Raw genomic sequence first — 22,653 nt, 5'->3', positions numbered from 1 at the left:
AACTTGGCTGTTAGCTGGTGAAATCTTCCCGCAAATAGCTGTTGCTTAGTTGAAAATGTGACATTAACGTCATGCCTTTAGCGTTTTATGCCGCGAGTGAAAATGGCGGCACCATGCGAGGGGTCTCATGTCCAACAACCTTGGTCGGCTGTTCCAGAAAAAGTCGATTGCCAATATCCAAAAAGAAGCGGCCAAAAGTCCGCTCAAGCGCACGCTTGGGCCGATTAATCTGATGTCGCTCGGTGTCGGCGCCATTATTGGCGCCGGCATTTTCGTTCTTACCGGTCAGGTGGCGTCGGCCAATGCCGGTCCGGCGATCATGTTATCCTTCGTTGTGGCAGGGATTGCCTGCGCGCTGGCCGGCCTTTGTTATGCCGAACTGGCGTCAACCATGCCGGTATCGGGTTCGGCCTACACCTACGCCTACGGAACCCTGGGCGAAGTCTTCGCCTGGATCATGGGCTGGCTGCTGGTGTTGGAATACGGGATTGCCGCCTCTACCGTGGCGGTCGGCTGGTCAGGCTATGTGGTCAGTTTGCTTGGCGATTTCGGGGTGCATCTGCCGGTGCTCGCGGGGGGGACTGACCACCCGGCGACCATGTGGGCAACCCCGTTGGTGCGCGCCGTAACCGATGATGGTGGTCACACAACCATGATGCTGTCGGGCACATTCAACCTGATCGCCGCCATCGGCATTGCCGCCGTGACCTGCCTGCTGGTTCTGGGCGTCAGCGAATCGGCCAACGTCAACAACTTCATTGTGGTATTGAAGATCATCGTGCTGCTGACCTTTATCGCGGTCGGCGTAACCTATATCAACCCCGACAACTGGCATCCTTTCATTCCGCCCGCCACCGGCAATCCGGGTGAGTTTGGCGTAGGTGGTATTTTCCGCGGTGCCGCTATCATCTTCTTCGCCTATGTCGGTTTCGAAGCCGTCTCAACGGCTGCGGCCGAAGCCAAGAACCCAAGCCGTGACGTACCCGTCGGTATTCTGGGCGCACTGGTCATCTGTACGGTCATCTATATGGCGGTGGCGGCCGTCATGACCGGCGTTGTCCCCTATCTGGAACTGGCCAGCCCCGCCCCCATCGCGGTGGCTATCGACCGCATGGCGCTGACCTGGGCCAACTTCCCGTGGCCGTTCGTCGAAAGCGGCCAGATGAACGCCATCAGCCTGCTGATCAAGGTCGGTGCGGTTGCAGGTCTCTCATCCGTTATGTTGGTGCTGTGCTTTGGCCAGACCCGCATCTTTTACACCATGTCGCGTGACGGCCTGTTGCCCGCCGTATTCTCGAAAATCCACGATAAGTTCCGCACCCCCTGGCTCGGCACCATACTGCTGGGGATCATGGTTGCGGTGGCCGCCTCGTTCCTGCCGATCAGCCTTCTGGGTGATCTAGTCTCGCTGGGGACTGCGGTTGCCTTCTCGATCGTGTGTTTGTCGGTGATCTATCTGCGCATCAAGCACCCCGAAATGGAGCGTCCCTTCCGCGTACCTGGCGGGATTTTTACGGCGGTCTTAGGCATCCTGTCCTGTCTGTTCCTGGCTTGGCAGAACTTCTCGCCCATGATTGACCATGCCATGAAGGGCAACACTCTGCCGCTGACCATTCTGGTGTGCTACGCCATTGTCGGCGCGATCATCTATGCCGCTTACGGCTTCTGGCACTCGAAGCTGTCTAAGGGCATCGACATCACCGAAGACACCGATCTGTCGTCTCCGGCCGATGCGTTCCGCGGCAATATCGACGATAAGAAATAGGATGTAATCTCCTGTAGAGTTTAAGGCCTCTGTGTTTTAGAACACAGAGGCCTTTTCTTTAGGAGTCCGCCTGTGTCCGATGCCCCTATCCGCCTGTTTGTCGCGCCCGTCACCCCGCTACAGCAAAACTGCACAGTCGTCTGGTGTACGAAGACCAACAAATGCGCGGTGATCGATCCGGGCGGTGACCTTGAGGCTGTGCTGGGGGAAATCAACCGGCGCGGGTTGAGCGTCGATAAGATATGGATCACCCACGGCCATGCCGATCATGCTGGCGGCGCTTCGGAGCTTAAAGAACGCACGGGGGCGACGATCGAAGGCCCTCACCGTGACGATCAGTTCTGGATTGATCGTATCCCCGAAGCCGGTCAGCGCTACGGCGTAGAAGGTATGCGGGTGTTTGAAACCGACCGCTGGCTGGAAAACGGCGATACGGTCACACTGGGCGAAACTGAATGGGAAGTTTATCACTGCCCCGGCCACACACCCGGCCATGTCGTTTTCTTCCACCGGCCGTCGAATTTCGCACAGGTCGGTGATGTCCTGTTTAAGGGCTCAATTGGCCGCACGGATTTTCCGCGCGGCAATCACGCTGATCTAATCAACGCTATTACCACGCGGTTGTGGCCGCTGGGGGATGTGCAATTCGTACCTGGACACGGCCCAATGTCGAGCTTTCATGCGGAGCGTCAGTCAAACCCATATGTGGCGGATCGGGTGATTGCTCATTCTAAAGCCAATACGTCGGGGCCGGGTTAGTTTTTCAGACGCGCATTTGATCCAAAAACCGCTAACACTTTTTGGAATGCGCTTAGCCCTTCAGCAACGGCGCCAGTTTCTGCGCGACACTCATGTCGCCAAGGATCTTCATCTTGCCCTGCATGAAGGCCATCATCGGGTCAAGCTGGCCCTTGGCCATAGCGATCAGATCATCCAGTCCGATGATGACCGTGGTATCAGCCGCGCCATCGTCGTTGCTGACCACATTGGGCACCTGAGCGGCGTTAATCAGGATTTTACCGGCATCACCGAAGTCTAGCTTGACGATTTTCCCCAAACCGGAGTCCTCTCCGACCGAAGATTTGATTTTTTCTGTGATGGTGGCCAAATCGGACATGGTATCCTCCTGAACAGGCTTATATAGGTGGCTGCGACCTTACGCCGGATTTTCGGCAGAACAAGTATGACGCCGCGTAAGGCGTCGCAATTTTTTGAGATTTCATGTCCTCTTCCCCAAAATACTATGATGCTGCCATTATTGGTGCCGGTGCCGCAGGCCTCATGTGCGCCATCGAAGCCGCGAAACGTGGAAAAAAAGTCGTCGTGCTGGAGCAGGCTGACGCCCCGGCCGAAAAGATTCGCATCTCCGGCGGTGGGCGCTGTAACTTCACCCACCTGCGCGCCCATTCGCACAACTACCTGTCGCAAAACCCGCGTTTTTGCATTTCGGCTTTAAAGCGCTACACACCGCGCGATTTCGTAAGCATGGTCGAGCGCCACAAAATTGCCTATCATGAAAAGACCGAGGGGCAGTTGTTCTGTGATGAGTCCGCGATGGACATCATCGACATGCTGCTTAATGAACTGCGCGATAATGGCGGCGAACTGTGGCTGCAAACGGCCATCACCGCGATTACTAAAAACGACGCCGGTTTTGAAATCACCACGACCAATGAAACCGTCAACGCTAAAAAGGTGGTCATCGCCACCGGCGGTCTGTCGATCCCGAAACTGGGGTCGCCCTTTGCCTATGAGACCGCCAAGCAGTTCGGCCACACTATCACCCCGATGCGGGCAGGACTGGTGCCCCTGACCCTGAGCCCAGATAAGCTTCAGGCTCTGGGTCTGGCCGGTGTGTCGATGCAGGCGCGCGTTAAAGTCGGCAAGACCAAGTTTGAAGACGGCTTTTTGTTCACCCACCGCGGCCTGTCCGGCCCGGCTATACTGCAAATTTCCAACTACTGGCAGATGGGCCAAACGCTTGAGATCGACCTTCGCCCTGATATGGATCTGATGGAGTGGTTCCGGGCTAAGCGCAAAACCCGCCAATCTCTGCACACGGCCCTGTTTGAAATCCTGCCGCGTCGTCTGGCAGAGAAAATCATGGCCGCTCAGGGTCTTAGTGCTGAAACGAACGAGACCAAGATCGCGGATATGTCCGATGTGAAGATCAAGGGTATATTGTCCCACATTCAGCCATGGAGCCTGATCCCAGACGGCACCGAAGGCTACCGCACGGCCGAAGTCACGCTCGGCGGCATCGACACCAAGGATATCTCTTCGCAGACCTTTGAAAGCCAATTGTGTGCGGGACTATACTTCGTGGGCGAAGCGCTCGATGTCACCGGCTGGCTGGGTGGCTATAACTTCCAATGGGCGTGGTCATCGGGCTGGGCGGCCGGTCAGGCTATATGACGGACAACCCCGCGCGCTTTGAACCCGCTGATGACAACGTCTTCGCCCGTATTGCCGAGGATTATGACCGTTATTGCGACTATTTTAGCGTTTACATTCAACGGCTATGGAAGCGGGCCTTTGCGGCGGAAGTCGCCTCAGTCAGCGGTGACTGGCTCGATCTCGCCTCCGGCACAGGTGATATTCCGGCGCGAGTTCTAAAATCAGGGGTTCGCTCAGGTCGTGTTGATGTGACGGATATTTGTGCGCCCATGCTGGACGTGGCGCGCACAAAACTGACCCAATACAATGCGGCATTCTCAATTGTCGATGCCTGCGATATGCGCGATATTCCTGACAACCGCTATGATGTGATCAGCATGGCGTTCGGTATGAAAATTATCGACCGTGATCGGGCGTTAAGCGAATTATTTCGCTGCCTTAAACCCGGCGGTATTTTTCTCAATATTGAGGCGTCGCGCATAGGCTGGCCCCCGCTTCAGGCAATGTATCTGGCCTATATGAACATGTGCCTGCCGGTTATGGGTCGCATCATCGCTAAGGGTGATCCATCGGCCTATAGTTATTTATTGCGTGGCATCCATGACTTTCCGGATGGCCCGGAGTTCGCAGACCAATTGCGCAACAAGGGGTTTGAAGCTGTTAGCTTTCGCCCTCTGACATTGGGCATAGTCGCCATTCATAAGGCACAGAAGCCATACTAATGGCGGCAGCCAGACCTTGTAAACATTAGAGACGAAAAACCCCTGAGTGCAGACACTCAGGGGTTTTTTATGACTTACCCAATGGCGTTCAATACGCCAGTTCCCGGGTCCAGGGTGTTAACACCTTGGTTATTCGCCAGCCGGGGCTTCGAGCAGGATTTCCGCCGGTAGCGGTTCCATTGTCTCTTCGCGGGTCTGAGCCAGTTGCTCATCACGCTTAAGCGCAATGCGCTGGAGCGAGCGCAGGTAAGCGCCCGTACCGGCCGGGATCAGACGACCGACGATGACGTTTTCTTTCAAGCCGTCCAGAGTATCGACCTTGCCGTTGACCGAAGCTTCGGTCAGGACGCGGGTCGTTTCCTGGAACGAAGCGGCCGAAATGAACGACTTCGTTTGCAGAGACGCCTTGGTGATACCGAGCAGGATCGGCTGGGTTACCGCCAGACGGCCACCGCGCTTTTCCGTCTTGGCATTATCAAGGTCAACCTCGGTCTTATCCAGGTGATCGCCCTTGATCAGGCCGGTATCGCCCGGCTCAAGGATTTCCACCTTTTGCAGCATCTGACGCACGATGACTTCGATGTGCTTGTCGTTGATCGGCACGCCTTGCAGACGGTAAACGTCCTGAACTTCGTTGACCAGATACTCAGCCAAGGATTCAACGCCCTGAATACGCAGCAGATCATGCGGATCAGGGTTACCGTCGATGATGTAGTCACCCTTCTGGATGAAGTCACCATCGTGAACCGAGATGTGCTTGCCTTTCGGGATCAGGAATTCGACGGCTTCTGAACCATCTTCCGGCGTGATCTTGATACGGCGCTTGTTCTTGTAGTCACGACCAAACTCTACGCGGCCATCCATTTCGGCGATGACAGCACAGTCTTTCGGACGGCGAGCTTCGAACAGTTCGGCGACGCGCGGCAGACCACCGGTGATGTCGCGGGTCTTGGCACCTTCGGTTGGGATACGCGCCAGGATTTCACCCGGACGCACCTCATCACCGTTACCGACCGAAAGAATAGCCCCGACCGGCAGGAGGTAACGCGACTCAGTGCCGTTGGCCAGACGCTTATAGGCGCCCGCATCATCGACAATGCCCATGCCCGGACGCAGGTCAGACCCACGCGGAGAGGCACGCCAGTCAGCGACCACGCGGTTGGTGATGCCGGTAGCTTCGTCGGTTTCTTCACGCACCGACATGCCGTCAGTGAGGTCTTCAAACCGGATTTTACCGCCGACTTCGGTGATGATCGGGGTGGTATAGGGGTCCCACTCCGCCAGACGCTGGCCTTTTTTGACCTCGGAACCGTCCACGATACGCAGACGCGCGCCATAAGGCACCTTATAGGTTTCACGATCTTTACCATCATGGTGAACCGTGATCATGACGTTACGGCTCATGGCGATCAGGTCACCATGGGTGCCCTTAACCGTGTTGCCGCCGGTCAGCTTGATCACACCGTCTGCTGTCGTTTCATAGAACGACTGCTCGGCCACCTGAGCGGTACCGCCGATGTGGAAGGTCCGCATGGTAAGCTGCGTGCCGGGTTCACCGATCGATTGCGCCGCAATGACGCCGACCGCTTCGCCCATATTGACGCGTGTCCCGCGGGCCAGATCGCGACCGTAGCAGGCCGCACAGGCACCGAGTTCCGCTTCACAGGTCAGGACCGAGCGCACCTTAACCGACTGAACGCCCGAAGCTTCGATAAGCTCGACCACTTCTTCGTCGACATAGGTATCGGCTTCGACCACAACTTCCTGCGTCGCCACGTCCTTGATGTCCTCAGCCGTGGTGCGGCCCAGAACGCGTGCGCCCAGCGATACCAGCACGTCACCGCCTTCGACCACGGCGCGGAGCGTAATGCCCTTCGTCGTGCCGCAATCCGGCTCCATGATGATACAGTCCTGAGCGACGTCAACCAGACGACGGGTCAAATAACCGGAGTTCGCCGTCTTCAGCGCGGTATCGGCCAGACCTTTACGGGCGCCGTGGGTGGAGTTGAAGTACTCCATAACCGACAGGCCTTCTTTAAAGTTCGAAATGATCGGCGTTTCGATGATTTCGCCCGATGGCTTGGCCATAAGGCCGCGCATACCACCAAGCTGCTTCATCTGGGCCTGCGAGCCACGAGCACCAGAGTTGGCCATCATGTAGATCGAGTTGATCTCTTTTTCAGTACCATCAGCATTGAGGTGCTTACGGCTGATTTCCTTCATCATTTCGTCAGACACGCGGTCGGTCGCTTTTGACCAGGCGTCAACGACCTTGTTGTACTTCTCACCCTTGGTGATCAGACCGTCAGCATATTGCTGCTCGTACTCTTCGACCAAATTACGGGTCTCTTCGACGATCCCCTTCTTGGAATCCGGAATAACGATGTCGTCCTTACCAAACGAGATACCAGCGCGCGCCGCTTCTTTGAAGCCCAGCGCCATCATCTGGTCAGCGAAAATCACGGTCGCCTTCTGGCCGCAGTGGCGATACACCACGTCGATCAGATTGCCGATTTCCTTTTTCGTAAGGTTCTTTTCCAGAACCCGGATACCGATCGAGGCGTGACGCGGTAGCAGAGCGGCAATCTTCATGCGGCCCGGCGTCGTGTCGATGACACGGGTGCGGGTTTCGCCGTCAGGATCGACTTCGGTGAAGCGGCACTTGACCTTGGCGTGCATGGAGACAACACCGGCATCGAGGGCGGCCTGAATTTCGTTCAGGTCGGCAAAGATCATGCCTTCGCCCTGCTCTTTTTCTTTCACGAGCGAAAGATAATAGAGACCCAGCACGATATCCTGCGACGGCACGATGATCGGCTTACCGTTGGCCGGCGACAGGATGTTGTTGGTCGACATCATCAGGACGCGGGCTTCGAGCTGAGCTTCCAGCGACAGCGGGACGTGGACAGCCATCTGGTCACCGTCGAAGTCGGCGTTAAAGGCCGAACAGACGAGCGGATGCAGACGGATCGCCTTGCCTTCGATCAGCTTGGGCTCAAACGCCTGAATCCCAAGGCGGTGAAGCGTCGGGGCGCGGTTCAGCATGACGGGATGTTCGCGGATAACCTCTTCGAGGATGTCCCAAACCTGCGGCTGCTCACGCTCGACCATACGCTTGGATTGCTTGACGGTGCCGGACAGGCCCTTGGCATCCAAACGCGCATAGATGAACGGCTTGAACAGTTCCAGCGCCATTTTCTTGGGCAGACCACACTCGTGCAGCTTCAGTTCCGGGCCCACGGTGATAACCGAACGACCCGAATAGTCGACGCGCTTACCGAGCAGGTTCTGACGGAAGCGACCTTGCTTACCCTTCAGCATGTCGGCCAGGGATTTCAGCGGACGCTTGTTGGCGCCGGTGATGACACGGCCACGACGGCCGTTGTCGAACAGGGCATCAACCGATTCCTGCAACATACGCTTTTCGTTGCGGATGATGATGTCCGGCGCACGCAGCTCCATCAGGCGCTTCAAACGGTTGTTCCGGTTGATGACGCGGCGATAAAGATCGTTCAGGTCGGAGGTCGCAAAACGGCCACCATCCAGCGGCACCAGCGGGCGCAGCTCAGGCGGAATGACCGGCACAACCGTCAGGATCATCCATTCAGGCTTGTTGCCCGATTCCATGAACGCTTCGATCAGCTTAAGACGCTTGGACGCCTTCTTGGCCTTCATTTCCGAAGGATTATCGGCCAGATCCGAACGCAGCTTATCGGCAATCTCGCTGAGGTTCATCGACATCAGCATATTGCGGATAGCTTCGGCACCGATCTCAGCCGTAAAGCTGTCGTCGCCGAATTCTTCCTGACAGCGATAATATTCGTCTTCGGTCAAAAGCTGGTTGAGCTTAAGCGCGGTCAGGCCCGGTTCTGTGACGATATAGTTTTCAAAGTACAGAACCCGCTCAACGTCCTTAAGCGCCATGTCGAGGAACATGGAAATACGCGACGGAAGTGATTTCAGGAACCAGATGTGCGCCACCGGAGAGGCCAGTTCGATGTGGCCCATACGCTCACGGCGAACGCGCGACAGGGTGACTTCCACGCCGCACTTTTCGCAGATAATGCCCTTGTACTTCATGCGCTTATACTTACCGCACAAGCACTCATAGTCCTTGGTCGGGCCAAAGATACGCGCACAGAACAGACCATCACGCTCAGGCTTGAACGTGCGGTAGTTGATGGTTTCCGGCTTCTTGATCTCACCGAACGACCACGACAGGATCTTTTCGGGCGACGCCAGAGTGATGCGGATCTGGTCGAAGGTCGGGGCGACCTGTACCGGATTGAAAATATTGAGGACTTCCTGGTTCATCCAGTTGCTCCATGTGGGTGCCTCGGGCACCCCTAAAATTAAAGGTCGATCAGGTGATGGCGGGGCAGGTTCCCCTGCCCCTTTTAAGGATTACCCTTTTGAGGGTTAGCCCTGACCATTCTCCAACTCGACATTTAGACCTAAAGATCGCATTTCCTTGATCAGGACGTTGAAGCTTTCCGGGATACCGGCCTCGAAGCTGTCATCGCCACGGACGATGGCTTCATAAACCTTAGTACGACCGGCGACATCATCCGACTTGACGGTCAGCATTTCCTGCAGGGTATAGGCGGCACCATAAGCTTCCAGAGCCCAGACCTCCATTTCCCCGAAGCGCTGACCGCCGAACTGCGCCTTACCGCCCAGCGGCTGCTGGGTGACGAGCGAGTATGGCCCGATAGAACGGGCGTGGATCTTGTCGTCGACCAGGTGGTGCAGCTTCAGCATGTAGATGATGCCAACCGTGACTGGACGCTTGAACTGCTCACCCGTCAAACCGTCGAACAGGATCGACTGACCGGAACGATCAAGACCGGCAAACTCCAGCATATCTTCAATGTCGTCAATGTGAGCGCCATCAAAGACCGGGGTTGCAATCGGCACACCGCGCGACAGGTTCTTAGCCAGTTCAATCAGGCCTTCTTCCGTATCCGGAAGCTCCTGTTCCTGACCATAGACACCACGCAGGTGATCGATCAACGCCTGCTTCTGACCGCCATTCTGCCAGTCTTCGAGCAGGTTGGCGATTTGCTTGCCGACGTTAGCACAGGCCCAACCGAGGTGGGTTTCAAAGATCTGACCGACGTTCATGCGCGACGGCACGCCCAGCGGGTTCAGCACGATATCAACGTGCTCACCATCGGCGAGGAACGGCATGTCTTCGACAGGAAGAATCTTGGAGATAACCCCCTTGTTGCCGTGACGGCCGGCCATCTTGTCGCCCGGTTGCAGCTTGCGCTTCACGGCCACGAAGACCTTGACCATCTTCATGACGCCCGGCGGCAGTTCGTCACCGCGTTGCAGCTTTTCAACCTTGTCCTCAAAGCGACGGTCCAGACGCTTGCGCGCCTCGGTGAACTGACGGTTCATGGCCTCGAGCTCGCCCATGATCTTTTCGTCTTCGAGGGCGATCTGCCACCACAGGCCTTTGGAGACCTCAGCCAGCTTCTCTTCGGTGATTTCACCACGCCCCATGCCCTTCGGCCCGGAAATGGCGACCTTACCGAGGACGATGTCCTTCAGACGGCCATAGATGTTGCGCTCAAGGATCGACAGTTCGTCATCGCGGTCCTTGCCCAGACGCTCAATCTCGTGACGTTCAATCGCCAGCGCGCGCTCGTCTTTTTCAACGCCGTGACGGTTGAACACACGCACTTCAACGATCGTACCGGCAACACCCGGCGGCAGACGAAGCGAGGTATCGCGCACGTCAGACGCCTTTTCACCAAAGATAGCGCGCAGAAGCTTTTCTTCCGGCGTCATCGGGCTTTCGCCCTTTGGCGTGACCTTACCGACCAGAATGTCGCCTGGCTGAACTTCGGCGCCAATGGCCACAATACCGGCCTCGTCGAGGTTACGCAGGGCTTCTTCACCGACGTTTGGAATGTCGCGGGTGATTTCTTCTGGCCCAAGCTTGGTATCGCGGGCCATGACTTCAAACTCTTCCAGGTGGATAGAAGTGAAGATGTCATCACGCACGATGCGCTCGGAAATCAGGATCGAGTCTTCGAAGTTGTAACCGTTCCACGGCATGAAGGCCACGAGCACGTTACGGCCCAGAGCCAGATCACCGAGGTCGGTCGATGGACCGTCAGCAATGATGTCATGAGCGACCACTTTGTCGCCGACCTTTACGATCGGGCGCTGGTTGATACAGGTGTTCTGGTTCGAGCGCTGGAACTTCGACAGGCGATAGATGTCAACGCCCGGCTTGGTCGGATCGGTTTCTTCGGTAGCGCGAACCACGATACGGGTCGCATCCACCTGCTCAACCACACCGGTGCGGCGGGCAGCAATGGTAGCACCGGAATCGCGGGCCACAACTTCTTCCATGCCGGTGCCGACGAACGGAGCGTCCGCCTTGACCAGAGGCACGGCCTGACGCTGCATGTTCGAGCCCATGAGGGCGCGGTTGGCGTCATCGTTTTCAAGGAAGGGGATCAGGGCCGCAGCGACCGATACCACCTGCTTAGGCGACACGTCCATATAGTCGATTTGGTCTTTACCTGACAGGGTGACATCGCCGTTGATACGGACGGTCATCAGATCGTCGCCCAGATGGCCTTTGATGATCGGCACGTTCGCCTGAGCGATGGTGTGCTTGGATTCTTCCATGGCCGACATGTAGACGACCTCTTCCTGCACCGCGCCGTCAATGACCTTACGGTACGGCGATTCAATAAAGCCGTACTTATTGACACGGGCATGGGTAGCCAGCGAGTTGATCAGGCCGATGTTCGGGCCTTCCGGTGTTTCAATCGGGCAGATACGGCCATAGTGGGTCGGGTGAACGTCGCGGACTTCAAAGCCCGCGCGCTCACGGGTCAGACCGCCAGGGCCCAAGGCCGACAGACGGCGCTTATGGGTGATTTCCGACAGCGGGTTGGTTTGGTCCATGAACTGCGACAACTGCGATGAGCCGAAGAATTCACGCACGGCGGCAGCCGCTGGCTTTGCGTTAATCAGATCATGCGGCATGACGGTGTCGATATCGACCGACGACATACGCTCCTTAATGGCGCGCTCCATACGCAGCAGACCGACGCGGTACTGGTTTTCCAGCAATTCACCGACCGAACGGACACGACGGTTACCGAGGTTGTCGATATCGTCGATTTCACCGCGGCCATCGCGCAGACCGACAAGGATCTTAAGGATGCTCAGGATATCATCTTTGCGCAGGACGCGGACATCATCGGCCACCGACTGCTCAAGACGCATGTTCATCTTGACGCGACCGACGCTGGACAGATCGTAACGCTCCATATCGAAGAACAGGCTATTGAACATAGCCTCAGCCGCTTCGATGGTGGGCGGCTCACCCGGACGCATGACGCGGTAAACGTCAAACAGAGCGTCTTCGCGCGACGAGTTCTTATCGACGCGCAGGGTTGAGCGCATGTAAGGCCCAACCGTGACATGGTCGATATCAAGCACGTCCACGGTCGAGAAACCGTTTTCTTCGAGCGTCTTGATGGCAACCGCATCAAGCTCATCACCGGCTTCGGCGTAGATTTCACCGGTCTGGAAGTTGACGGCGTCACGCGCCAGATAACGACCGTTCAGGGCATTTTCAGACAGCAGCAACGATTTCACACCACCGTCAGCCAGCTTCTTAGCCGTACGGGCCGAAATCTTGGTGCCCGCCTGAGCGATCACTTCGCCGGTATCAGCATCAACCAGGTCAAACTCCGGCTTCACACCGCGCCAGCGCTCAGCCTTATAAGGCGTGACAAAACCGGTATCTTTTTTCTCATAGGGCACGACATCGTAAAAGGTCGTGAGGATTTCTTCGCCATCAAGGCCAAGCGCCTGCAGGAAGGTGGTCGCCGGCAGCTTACGGCGACGATCGATACGGACATAGACCACGTCCTTGGCATCGAATTCAAAGTCGAGCCACGAACCGCGGTAAGGGATGATACGTGCACCGAACAACAGCTTACCCGAAGAGTGGGTCTTGCCCTTATCGTGATCGAAGAACACGCCGGGAGAGCGGTGCATCTGGGAGACGATAACGCGCTCAGTGCCGTTGACGACAAAGGTGCCCTTATCGGTCATGAGCGGGATATCGCCCATGTAAACGTCCTGCTCCTTAATGTCCTTAACGGAGCGGGCGCCGGTATCTTCGTCGGTTTCAAACACGATCAGACGCAGCTTGACCTTCAGCGGTGCAGCATAGGTGATATCGCGCTGGATACACTCTTCAACGTCGTACTTGGGCTCTTCGAACTCATAGGACACATATTCCAGCGTCGCGCGTTCGTTAAAATCCTTGACCGGGAACACACTCTTGAAAACAGCCTCCAGGCCGTCATCAATGCGCTCGACCGGGCGGACGAAGCGTTGCAGAAATTGTTCATAAGATGAGCGCTGAACCTCGATCAGGTTCGGCATACGAATAGCTTCAGGGATACGGCCGAAAGATTTCCGAATCCGCTTCTTTTCAGTAAAAGACTGCGCCATTTTTGTCCTTGCGTGGAAACGCTGTATTTCGGATGCAGAACATCCGGGGGTTCAAGGTGTCGTCACATCCCAAAGGATGTAAAAGTTGCCTTGCGTCCGCTCTTTATGAAGCGATAAATCACCTCAGACGCTTTGTTTTTATGGCTTTGCGATCTAAGCCAAACCCTTCGCCGACGAAAAGAGCATAATGTCAGCCATCAGGTAAATTCGCAGGATGCGCGAAACGCAAAACGAGTCGCAATCCAAGAGAGCACGCCATAGCGCACTTATCCCCGCCTGTGAAGAGGGCATCTTCAATATTTTTTGAAAATGTCAAGAATTAAAATTTCAGGTCGCGAAAGCCGCACTGAAATCATGTGCAGTCCTCATGAACCTCGACAAAGCGGGTCTGAACCTGACAGACCGCGACGCCTTCAAATCCACAAACCACGCCCCGCCCGCGCGCCGAGCAGCTCCAGTGCTCAGGCCGGACATCTGACTTTCTGAGCCGGTACTGACCGGCCTCGTAGTTCCGGCACATGACCGCCGCATCGGTTTTCCCCGACGCTATGGCAATATCCTTGGCCGCCACTTGCGAAACTGAAGGCACCAGAGCCGTCATGACCATCAGGGGCAGGGTTTTTTCCTCACCGTCCCAGTTCTCACGCTCGACACGGCGGCAGGTTTGCAGGCGCAGGGCGGCTTCACGGGCAAACTCACCGTCCGGGTAAATCCGCAGATACTGGCGCAAACCCTCCCCGTCCACGCGTGATGAAGCCGCCACCCAGAACCGTTCTTCGGTAGGTGACGCCACACCGGCCAACCCGCCATAGGCGCAAACCGGACGGAACCACCCCTGCCCGCAAAAAACCGTCGCCGCCCCCAAAGCGTTACTGGATAAGGCAATCCATGCCCCAAACATAAAGATAAGCACCCCAAGGAAATAGGGTGTGGCCACAAACCGCTTAATCGCTGACTTAACTTGCTTTTTAAAAGTTATCACGGCCCGCCTCCCACATGGCGATCCCGACAGCCCTATCAACCCCTCACAGGTCGTTGCCGCCACCCGAATTATCCACAGAGTAGCGGATGAAAACGCCCTGTCAATATGGTTAAAAATCATCCAAAGGACGAGTCACTCAAGAAAACCTGAACCGTCTCAATCCGTTGTAAATCCTTCGGTCGGCCAAACCGACGCATAATAGTAACCTGCTCATGCAGGTCAGGCACGAAAATTTCGCCGATCGAAACGCAACTTTCAAAATGCAAGCAACTCCATTCACCGCTGAAAACTTCCAGATCGCCCATGAAATCAATCACAACCCCGCCATCAGGCTTGTATTGAAAAAACGGATGAGAGCGAAAGCGCTCATCAGGTCTGGATGCGACCGGCAATGACACCTGTAGAGCTTTGCGCACGCCCTCAATCACCTCAAACGGTGCCACTACATCGACATCTGCGGGCAGAGGTACAACCGGGACACCGCTCAGCCACAGGGCCGCAGACCCTATGACCCGCCATGCCGGCTCACGCGGCATGACCTCACTGAGGAAATCGAACGTACGCAAAAGCGCCTGTGTCATATCTCACTCCGCCCATAACGAAAACAGGCCCGAAGGTTTCCCTTCGAGCCTGAATGCTTAAAGCAATATGGCCAAAGCCTAAATTACTTAACTTCAACCTTAGCGCCAGCAGCTTCAAGCTTTGCCTTGATTTCGGCCGCTTCTTGCTTGGAGATGTTTTCTTTAACGTTCTGAGGCGCGCCTTCGACCAGATCCTTGGCTTCTTTCAGACCGAGGTCCGAACGGATGCCACGGATTTCCTTGATCACGTTGATCTTCTTGTCGCCGCCGTCAACGATGACAACGGTGAACTCGGTTTGCTCTTCAGCAGCTTCGGCCGGAGCGGCAGCGCCACCACCAGCAGCAGCAACGGCAACCGGAGCAGCGGCAGAAACGCCCCATGCTTCTTCAAGAGCCTTCGACAGTTCAGCAGCTTCGAGAACGGTCAGGGTGGACAGGTCGGCGACCAATTGTTCAATCTTAGACATTGTATTTCCTTTAAAGGGTATAGGTTTGTGAGTGGTATGAGCTGATTAAGCGGCGTCTTTGGTCGCATACGCGTTGAAAACGCGCGCCAATTGACCCGCCGGTGCTTGCAGAACGCCAGCGATACGGGTCGCAGGCGCCTGAATAAGACCGATAAGCTTGCCGCGAAGTTCGTCGAGCGACGGCAGTGTGGCCAGGGCCTTCACGCCGGATTCGTTCAGAACATCGTTGCCCATGATGGCGCCAATGAGCTTGAGCTTGTCATTCTCTTTGGCGTATTGAGCGGCAATTTTAGCGGCAGTCACAGGGTCGGGACCATAGGCCAGAGCGACAGGGCCTTTGAAAAGGGCTTCAGCCTTTTCACCAGCGCCATCGGCCAGAGCTTTTTGAGCCAGACGGTTCTTAAACACCTTAAGCACAGCGCCTTCTTTACGAAGACGGTTGCGCAGTTCAGCCATTTCCACAAAGGTCAGACCCGAATACTGGGTCACAACCACGACGCCTGAGTCAGCGAAGATGCCTTTAAGCTCTTCGATCGAACTGGCTTTTTGTGCGCGGTCCATTTGCGGCCTCCAATTGAGGTGATGCTTTTCAGGGGAATTCCCGAAAAACGTAACAAACGACAAATTCGCGCTGAGTTGCCTCAATGCGGTTTGTCACTGTCCATGATGAGAAGCTAATCACCCAAGGGCCGCACGCGCTTCCTTTAATACAGGAAATCGTGCAATCTTGATGGCGTGTCGCGTCCCGTCTATTTTCGGTCTCCGGGGGCTCCCGGAAGTTTATGGAACAGGTGGCCCCTGCTCCCCGAAGGTCTCGGACAGAACGGAGTGGAAATGAATTTCCACGCCGGAGCGCTGCCTTTACAAGCAACTCACTGAAAATGCAAGCCTGTATCCGGTCTTTTTAACGCCGAAACAGTTCAAGGATAAGTTGGGAGCTTCGGTTCGCCATCGACAACGCCATGATCCCCAACTGCATTTTGGTCTGGAGCGCCTGTAACTTGACGCTTTCCTTGGCCATATCAGCATCGACCAGGTTACCGACCCCGGCTTCCATGGCATCCTGAATTTTATAGAGCATGGTCGATTGGCGATCCAGCATCTTTGAATCCGTGCCCATTTTTGCCAGACTAAGGCTGGTGGTCTTAATCGCAAAATTGGTGGCGTCTATGAACTTTTGCGCATCGGCCGCCGATGTGATCGGCCCAAGCGTTACCGCCCCATGCCCCGGAACACTGCCCCATAATCCCGCCAGAGACATATCCTGCGCCCTAATGGTCATGGTGTCCCCGCCAAGCCCCGCAAGCACGCTGATGTTCTGATTACCGGCACCGATCAGACTAGTACCATTAAACGAAGACGTTTTGGATATGCGATCCACCTGTTTGGCCAGGGTCATGAACTCTTCTGACAGGGCCGCCCGCGCGGTCGTATCAATCGACGTATCCGATGCCGCCAGTGCTTTCTCTTTCATCAGGGTGAAAATGTCTGAGATCGACTCGCCCGCGGCCATCGCCACATCGATGACCGACTTGCCGCGATTGAGCGAGGTTTGCAGAACATCAATCGATGAAATCTGGGAGCGCTGATAATTGGCTATGGCCCAGACCGCACCATTATCCTTGGCGCTGGAAACCTTAAGTCCGGTCGATATACGGTTTTGGGTCGCCGCAAGCTGGGCCGCCGTCGCATTTAAATTTTGCAACGCCGTCATGGCGGCTCTATTGGTCCGGATCGACATGCCTGCCACAGGATGCGCTCCTTTCCATTTTAAATTAAGGCGTGCGGCCTCGCGCGTTGCTGGTAGTTTATGACATCGCCATGAACAGCCGGTTAAGGTCTATGCTTAAGCGGCCTGAAACAGGGCCAGCACCATGTTCGGTGCCCGGTTAGCGATTGACAGAGACTGCTGACCCAGGGATTGCCGCGTCTGCAAGGACACCATACGCGCACTTTCTTTGGCCATATCGGCATCCACCAGATTACCAACGCCCTCCGTCATGGCGTCCTGCAGCTTATAGAGAAACTGCGACTGACCTTCTATGGCCTTAGCCGCCGTCCCCAGAGCCGACAATCGCAATCCTATGCGCTCAATGGCGATGTCCATGGCCGGTATGAAAGCGGCGGCTTCGGTCGCGGTTGTAAACGGCAGGGTCGCGGACGCAATCGGCATGTTCCACCACAACCCATCCACACCCAGCGACAGGTTTTGCGCCTGAACCGTAATCGTATCCAGACTAAGGCTGGCCGGCACGACCATGTCATCAGCGCCTTCGTCGATCAGATTGGTGCCATCGAATTCCGCGTTTTTGACGGCATGCCAGATCTGGCGGATCAGATCCAGAAAGTCGTCCGACATAGCGGTGCGCGACGTCGTATCCAGCGAGGTGTCGGCTGCCGATATTACCCGCGTTTTCATTTCATTGAGTACGTCGGCGACCGTCTCACCGGCGCCCATGGCGACATCTATAACCGAGGTCGCCCGCTCAAGTGAGCGCTGCAAAACATCAAGTGATGATATTTCCGAGCGCTGCATAACGGCGATGGCATAGACGGCGCCATTATCCTTAGCGCTCGATACCTTAAGGCCGGTGGTTATGCGGTCTTCGACTTCCCGGAACTGGCGCGAAGTCCGGTTCAGCGACTGCAAAGCCGCCATAGCCCCGACATTAGTGTTGACGGTCACGTTCGACACGATGTGCCCCTACCATTCTGGTTCAGGATTAACGGGCATTTTGCCCATACGCCGTAATTGACATTACGGATACACTTACGCGGTCACTTAAATTGCGGCACTAAACCTTTGGCGTTTGCGCCTTATAATACCACTTATCATGAAGTTTGGTTAATTTAGTCTTACCGCACTTACGTCGATTTGACCCTTGATAAATCAACGCCCAGCCCGACCTTGACCAGATCCAGCGCGACCAGAGATCGGAACACTTTGACGTTGGTATTCTCGTAAAACAGCTTGCGCGACAGCGCCTCATATTCGTCCATGGTCGCCACCGTCACCACCAGAACGAAATCAACGTCGCCGGTCACATAGTAACACTGCTGCACCTCCGGCACCGACAGCCGTTTGCGCATCGCATCCAGCTCACTGATGTGAGTGCGCTCCAGAGTGACCTCGCCAATGATGGTGATGGATGGTTTGGATCGATCACCACTATACTTTTTGGCAGTAACACCTCCGTCTTCCAACCGCGCTTCAGGCTTGTGTTTTGCTGCGGCCTTTGGCACATCAGCATCGTTCAAAAGAGAGTCCGCGCATGCTGCCCGCCATCCATGATTTCCTGCAAAGCGAAACACCAGCCGCCTGGATCGACGCGGCACTTGCCAATCAGGACATCCTGCTGCTCGACCACAAGAACTGTGAGTATAAGGCGGCTACCAACGCGCTGAACCTGATGGCCAAGTATTGCACGCGTGAGGTGCTGATGAACGCCATGTCACGGCTGGCCCGCGAAGAACTGGTGCATCACGAGCAGGTCATGAAGCTGATGAAAAAGCGCGGCGTGGCTTTGCGTACGCTTTCGGCGTCGCGCTACGCCGCTGGCCTGCGGCAGATGGTCCGCCGGACTGAACCCGGCATGTTGACTGATATACTGGTGATCTCAGCCTTTATTGAAGCGCGGTCGTGCGAACGCTTTCACGCGCTCTATCCACATCTGGATGAGGAACTGAGCAAATTCTACAAAGGCCTGCTGGAAAGCGAAGGCCGTCATTTCACCGGCTATTTGAAACTAGCCCATCTTTATGGCGACTCTGATGACATCGCCGAGCGCATCAACGCCATCCGTCCGGTTGAACAGGCCTTGATTTTAAACCCAGACACAGAGTTCCGCTTCCACAGCGGCCCGCCCTTATAAACTTAAAATAAAAAGCAAAAAATCAGCGAAGACCCGCTTCGAACTGATTTTTCCGTTCAGCCCCATGACAAAGTACACTGAGCGTAGCGAAGGACTTTTGTCATGAGTAAGATTTTGGTGGGCGATGACGGGATCGAACCGCCGACCTACTCGGTGTAAACGAGCCGCTCTGCCAGCTGAGCTAATCGCCCCCTTAAGGCCGCATGACATCGTATATCGGTGCGGTCTCTGAAGTGGAGGTGAGCCTTTGCCCGCCCCCGCTTCAGAAGTCAAGTCATTGAAGCGGTCTGGTGCGCATTTATCCCCATCCGAGGCGCGCGCAGCCAAAACCGTCTCACATAAGTCTTAGCTGTTAAGCGCAGACTTCAGGCCTTCACCAACGCGGAAACGCGCGGTCGTGCTGGCCGGACGGGCAACGGTTTCACCGGTGCGCGGATTGCGGGCCGTGCCAGCTTCGCGCTTGACAGCCAGGAAGGTGCCAAAGCCCACGAGACGGACTTCTTCGCCTTTTTTGAGAGCATCCGAAACGCTGTCGGTAAATGCGTCGAGTGCCTTTTTGGCTTGCTCTTTGGTCAGGCCGGCCTGTTCGGCAATCGATGCCACGAGTTCAGCTTTCGTCGTCATATATCTTCTCCCTACCATCAGTATAGGTTTGCTAAAACTAACCCTTGATCACCGCGACTCATATTCAAAGGGTCGCTCAAAGGTGAACCCGATAGAGACTACAAAAAAACCGTCAGGTCAAAACCCAAATTGCAGTTTGTGCACCGCAAACCGTGTTTTTTTAAGGGTTTCAGGCGATTTTATCGTCTTTTTATACCTCACGGCCATTTTCTTATCGTTACACTTCCGTGATGCAGCGCACAAAAAAGCCGGTCTGTTTCTCACGAATCAGACCGGCCTGTCTTTAAGGGGACGCGCTTTTAATGTGCGGTGAGTGCATCCGGATCATCAATGGCGGCAACCGCAGCGCCTGCGACCACCACCGGCTCCACCCACTCAATAGATTCGAGCGGCTTGGTCAGGGCATGTTTCAGGACATCCTCAACCAGAGATACCGGGATGATCTCCAGCCCGGACCTCACATTGGCCGGCAGATCAATCAGGTCTTTCTCATTCTCTTTTGGAATAAGCACCGTCTTGATGCCAGAGCGCAATGCCGCCAGCAGCTTTTCTTTCAGGCCGCCGATCGCCAGCACCCGGCCACGCAGGGTAATTTCACCTGTCATCGCCAGATCTTTGCGCACCGGAATACCCGTCAGCACGGACACCATAGCGGTGACCATAGCTACACCGGCCGAAGGGCCATCCTTTGGTGTAGCCCCTTCCGGGACGTGGACGTGAACGTCGGTCTTATCAAACACCGGCGGCAGGATACCGAACTTCGGCGCCAGAGCTTTCACATAGGAATTGGCCGCAGAGACCGATTCCTTCATGACTTCTTTCAGGTTGCCGGTAACCTTCATGCCGCCCTTACCGGGCATTTTGATGGCTTCGATAGTGAGGATATCACCACCGAATTCCGTCCAGGCCAGACCCGTGACCATGCCGATGAGGTCTTCTTCATCGGTGGCACCGTAATGATATTTACGCACGCCAGCATATTTGGCCACACGTTCATCATCGACCGTGATCGATGTGACCTTCTCCTTGGCCAGATCACGGATGGTCTTACGCGCCAGATTGCTGAGTTCACGCTCTAATGAGCGCACGCCCGCTTCACGGGTGTAATAGCGGATCAGGTCACGGATAGCCTGTTCCGGCACGATCCATTCCTCAGCCGACAAGCCGTGGTCTTTGGCCAGTACCGGCAGGATGTGACGCTTGGCGATCTCAACCTTTTCATCCTCAGTATAGCCGGGGATGCGGATGATCTCCATCCGGTCGAGCAAGGGCTGTGGCATGTTGAGCGAGTTGGCCGTCGTCACGAACATGATCTTGGACAGGTCATAATCGACCTCAAGATAGTGGTCGTTGAAGGTCGAGTTCTGCGCCGGATCAAGCACCTCAAGCAGGGCTGACGCCGGATCACCGCGCCAGTCAGCGCCCATCTTGTCGATCTCATCCAGCAAGAAGAAGGCGTTGGTGGTCTTGGCCTTCTTCATAGACTGAATGATCTTGCCGGGCATGGAGCCGATATAGGTGCGGCGGTGACCGCGGATTTCGGATTCGTCACGCACCCCACCTAATGAGATGCGCACAAATTCGCGCCCGGTCGCCTTGGCGATCGACTTGCCGAGAGAGGTTTTACCTACACCCGGAGGGCCAACTAGGCACAGGATCGGCCCCTTGAGCGTGCCCATACGTGCCTGCACGGCCAGATGCTCAAGGATGCGCTCCTTGACCTTTTCCAAACCATAGTGATCGGCATCGAGGATTTCCTCAGCCTTATCAAGCTTGATCGGCTTGGTCTTGGCAGCCCCCCACGGAATGGCCAACAGCCAGTCGAGGTAGTTGCGTACGACGGTCGATTCTGCCGACATAGGCGACATATGACGCAGCTTATTCAGCTCAGCCATCGCCTTGTCGCGGGCCTCTTTGGACAGTTTGGTCGCCTTGATCTTCTTCTCAAGCTCGACCAGTTCGTCCTTGCCCTCGTCCTGCTCACCTAGTTCGCGCTGAATGGCCTTCATCTGCTCATTCAGGTAATATTCGCGCTGGGTCTTCTCCATCTGGCGCTTGACGCGCGAGCGGATTTTCTTCTCGACCTGAAGGACGGAGATTTCGCCTTCCATCAGGGCGTAGATCTTCTCAAGGCGCTTGGTGACCGAAAGCTGCTCAAGCAGGTTCTGCTTATCGGCAATCTTGATCACCAGATGGGCGGCGATAGAATCAGCCAGCACATCGGGCTCGGAAATTTCAGCCAGAGTCGCCACAGCTTCGGCAGGGATTTTCTTGTTCAGCTTGATATAGTTTTCAAACTGCTCAGATACCGCCCGCACCAACGCTTCAAGATCAGGGCCTTCAGACAGGCTGGGCTCCAGCGCATAGGATTCAGCCTCATAATAGCTGTCGGTCTTGGTAAAGCGCTTGATCTTCACGCGCGACTTACCCTCGACCAGCACTTTTACCGTGCCGTCCGGCAGTTTCAGCAATTGCAGCACGTTGGCCAGAACGCCGATATCGTAGATGGCGTCGGCTTCAGGATCATCATCGGAGGAATTTTTTTGCGTCGCCAGCAGGATCTGCTTATCGCCCTTCATGACCTCATCAAGGGCACGCACTGACTTATCCCGGCCGACAAACAGCGGCACAACCATGTGCGGAAAAACCACAATGTCGCGCAGCGGCAGAACCGGAATTGTCAAAACATCAAACATTACATACTCCTAATCAGGAAACCTGAGCCGGAAAATTACTTCTGATCTGCG

17 protein-coding genes and 1 tRNA gene are annotated in these 22,653 nt (G+C 55.8%); 5 read left to right on the top strand and 13 right to left on the bottom strand.

Going from position 1 to position 22,653, the window contains the following annotated elements; genetic code table 11:
- The first annotated feature begins 127 nt into the window (after nucleotides 1-127).
- Entirely contained in the window at nucleotides 128-1,765 is a 1,638-nt protein-coding gene (locus IE102_RS14365; RefSeq protein ID WP_189487838.1) for an amino acid permease, read from the top strand.
- A gap of 72 nt (nucleotides 1,766-1,837) precedes the next feature.
- On the top strand, nucleotides 1,838-2,524 hold the full coding sequence (locus IE102_RS14360) for an MBL fold metallo-hydrolase (RefSeq protein ID WP_189487836.1): 687 nt from the start codon (nucleotides 1,838-1,840) through the stop codon (nucleotides 2,522-2,524).
- A 52-nt stretch (nucleotides 2,525-2,576) separates the two neighbouring features.
- On the opposite strand, the gene IE102_RS14355 is transcribed toward IE102_RS14360, so the two are convergent.
- Nucleotides 2,577-2,882, bottom strand: coding sequence for an SCP2 sterol-binding domain-containing protein (locus tag IE102_RS14355; protein ID WP_189487834.1), 306 nt, complete (start codon nucleotides 2,880-2,882; stop codon nucleotides 2,577-2,579).
- Nucleotides 2,883-2,986: 104 nt separating this feature from the next.
- On the opposite strand from IE102_RS14355, the gene IE102_RS14350 reads away from it, so the two are divergent.
- Both IE102_RS14350 and IE102_RS14345 read left to right on the top strand, forming a co-directional pair.
- Nucleotides 2,987-4,180 carry a BaiN/RdsA family NAD(P)/FAD-dependent oxidoreductase gene (locus IE102_RS14350; protein ID WP_189487831.1) on the top strand — a complete coding sequence of 398 codons (1,194 nt, stop codon included), beginning with the start codon at nucleotides 2,987-2,989 and terminating at the stop codon, nucleotides 4,178-4,180.
- A complete protein-coding gene (locus tag IE102_RS14345; RefSeq protein ID WP_189487829.1) occupies nucleotides 4,177-4,884 on the top strand; it encodes a ubiquinone/menaquinone biosynthesis methyltransferase in 708 nt (235 codons plus the stop codon). Before IE102_RS14350 ends, IE102_RS14345 begins: the two co-directional genes overlap by 4 nt.
- A gap of 129 nt (nucleotides 4,885-5,013) precedes the next feature.
- On the opposite strand, the gene rpoC is transcribed toward IE102_RS14345, so the two are convergent.
- The 9 genes from rpoC to IE102_RS17900 all read right to left on the bottom strand — a co-directional run bounded on the left by rpoC (nucleotide 5,014) and on the right by IE102_RS17900 (nucleotide 18,668).
- Entirely contained in the window at nucleotides 5,014-9,198 is a 4,185-nt protein-coding gene (rpoC, locus tag IE102_RS14340) for a DNA-directed RNA polymerase subunit beta' (RefSeq protein WP_189487827.1), read from the bottom strand.
- Nucleotides 9,199-9,303: 105 nt separating this feature from the next.
- A complete protein-coding gene (gene rpoB, locus IE102_RS14335; RefSeq protein WP_189487825.1) occupies nucleotides 9,304-13,380 on the bottom strand; it encodes a DNA-directed RNA polymerase subunit beta in 4,077 nt (1,358 codons plus the stop codon).
- A 352-nt stretch (nucleotides 13,381-13,732) separates the two neighbouring features.
- Complete coding sequence (locus IE102_RS14330; RefSeq protein WP_189487823.1) at nucleotides 13,733-14,362, bottom strand: hypothetical protein; 630 nt, start codon at nucleotides 14,360-14,362, stop codon at nucleotides 13,733-13,735.
- A 116-nt stretch (nucleotides 14,363-14,478) separates the two neighbouring features.
- Nucleotides 14,479-14,943: a nucleotidyltransferase family protein gene (locus IE102_RS14325; protein ID WP_189487821.1), complete on the bottom strand. Its 465-nt coding sequence runs from the start codon at nucleotides 14,941-14,943 to the stop codon at nucleotides 14,479-14,481.
- 83 nt (nucleotides 14,944-15,026) lie between these two features.
- Complete coding sequence (gene rplL / locus IE102_RS14320; RefSeq protein ID WP_189487820.1) at nucleotides 15,027-15,410, bottom strand: 50S ribosomal protein L7/L12; 384 nt, start codon at nucleotides 15,408-15,410, stop codon at nucleotides 15,027-15,029.
- A gap of 45 nt (nucleotides 15,411-15,455) precedes the next feature.
- Nucleotides 15,456-15,971, bottom strand: a complete 516-nt coding sequence (gene rplJ, locus IE102_RS14315; RefSeq protein WP_189487818.1) for a 50S ribosomal protein L10 — start codon at nucleotides 15,969-15,971, stop codon at nucleotides 15,456-15,458.
- Between the two features lie 343 nt (nucleotides 15,972-16,314).
- Nucleotides 16,315-17,151, bottom strand: coding sequence for a flagellin (locus IE102_RS14310; protein ID WP_308429931.1), 837 nt, complete (start codon nucleotides 17,149-17,151; stop codon nucleotides 16,315-16,317).
- Between the two features lie 105 nt (nucleotides 17,152-17,256).
- Nucleotides 17,257-18,105 (bottom strand): flagellin, encoded by an 849-nt coding sequence (locus IE102_RS14305; protein WP_189487814.1) that lies wholly within the window; start codon nucleotides 18,103-18,105, stop codon nucleotides 17,257-17,259.
- Nucleotides 18,106-18,275: 170 nt separating this feature from the next.
- On the bottom strand, nucleotides 18,276-18,668 hold the full coding sequence (locus IE102_RS17900; RefSeq protein ID WP_229807780.1) for an Lrp/AsnC family transcriptional regulator: 393 nt from the start codon (nucleotides 18,666-18,668) through the stop codon (nucleotides 18,276-18,278).
- Nucleotides 18,669-18,682: 14 nt separating this feature from the next.
- On the opposite strand from IE102_RS17900, the gene IE102_RS14295 reads away from it, so the two are divergent.
- On the top strand, nucleotides 18,683-19,282 hold the full coding sequence (locus IE102_RS14295; RefSeq protein WP_189487812.1) for a MiaE family protein: 600 nt from the start codon (nucleotides 18,683-18,685) through the stop codon (nucleotides 19,280-19,282).
- Nucleotides 19,283-19,397: 115 nt separating this feature from the next.
- Here IE102_RS14295 and IE102_RS14290 read toward each other — a convergent pair.
- The 3 genes from IE102_RS14290 to lon all read right to left on the bottom strand — a co-directional run bounded on the left by IE102_RS14290 (nucleotide 19,398) and on the right by lon (nucleotide 22,602).
- Nucleotides 19,398-19,473 (bottom strand) — tRNA-Val (locus tag IE102_RS14290).
- 154 nt (nucleotides 19,474-19,627) lie between these two features.
- Complete coding sequence (locus tag IE102_RS14285; protein ID WP_189487810.1) at nucleotides 19,628-19,906, bottom strand: HU family DNA-binding protein; 279 nt, start codon at nucleotides 19,904-19,906, stop codon at nucleotides 19,628-19,630.
- Between the two features lie 299 nt (nucleotides 19,907-20,205).
- Nucleotides 20,206-22,602, bottom strand: a complete 2,397-nt coding sequence (gene lon / locus IE102_RS14280; RefSeq protein ID WP_189487808.1) for an endopeptidase La — start codon at nucleotides 22,600-22,602, stop codon at nucleotides 20,206-20,208.
- Nucleotides 22,603-22,653: the final 51 nt, after the last annotated feature.

The organism is Asticcacaulis endophyticus, from assembly GCF_014652575.1.
Classification (GTDB): domain Bacteria; phylum Pseudomonadota; class Alphaproteobacteria; order Caulobacterales; family Caulobacteraceae; genus Asticcacaulis; species Asticcacaulis endophyticus.
The sequence above is the reverse complement of the archived record's forward strand: the minus strand, read 5'-3'. Positions and strand labels throughout refer to the sequence as shown.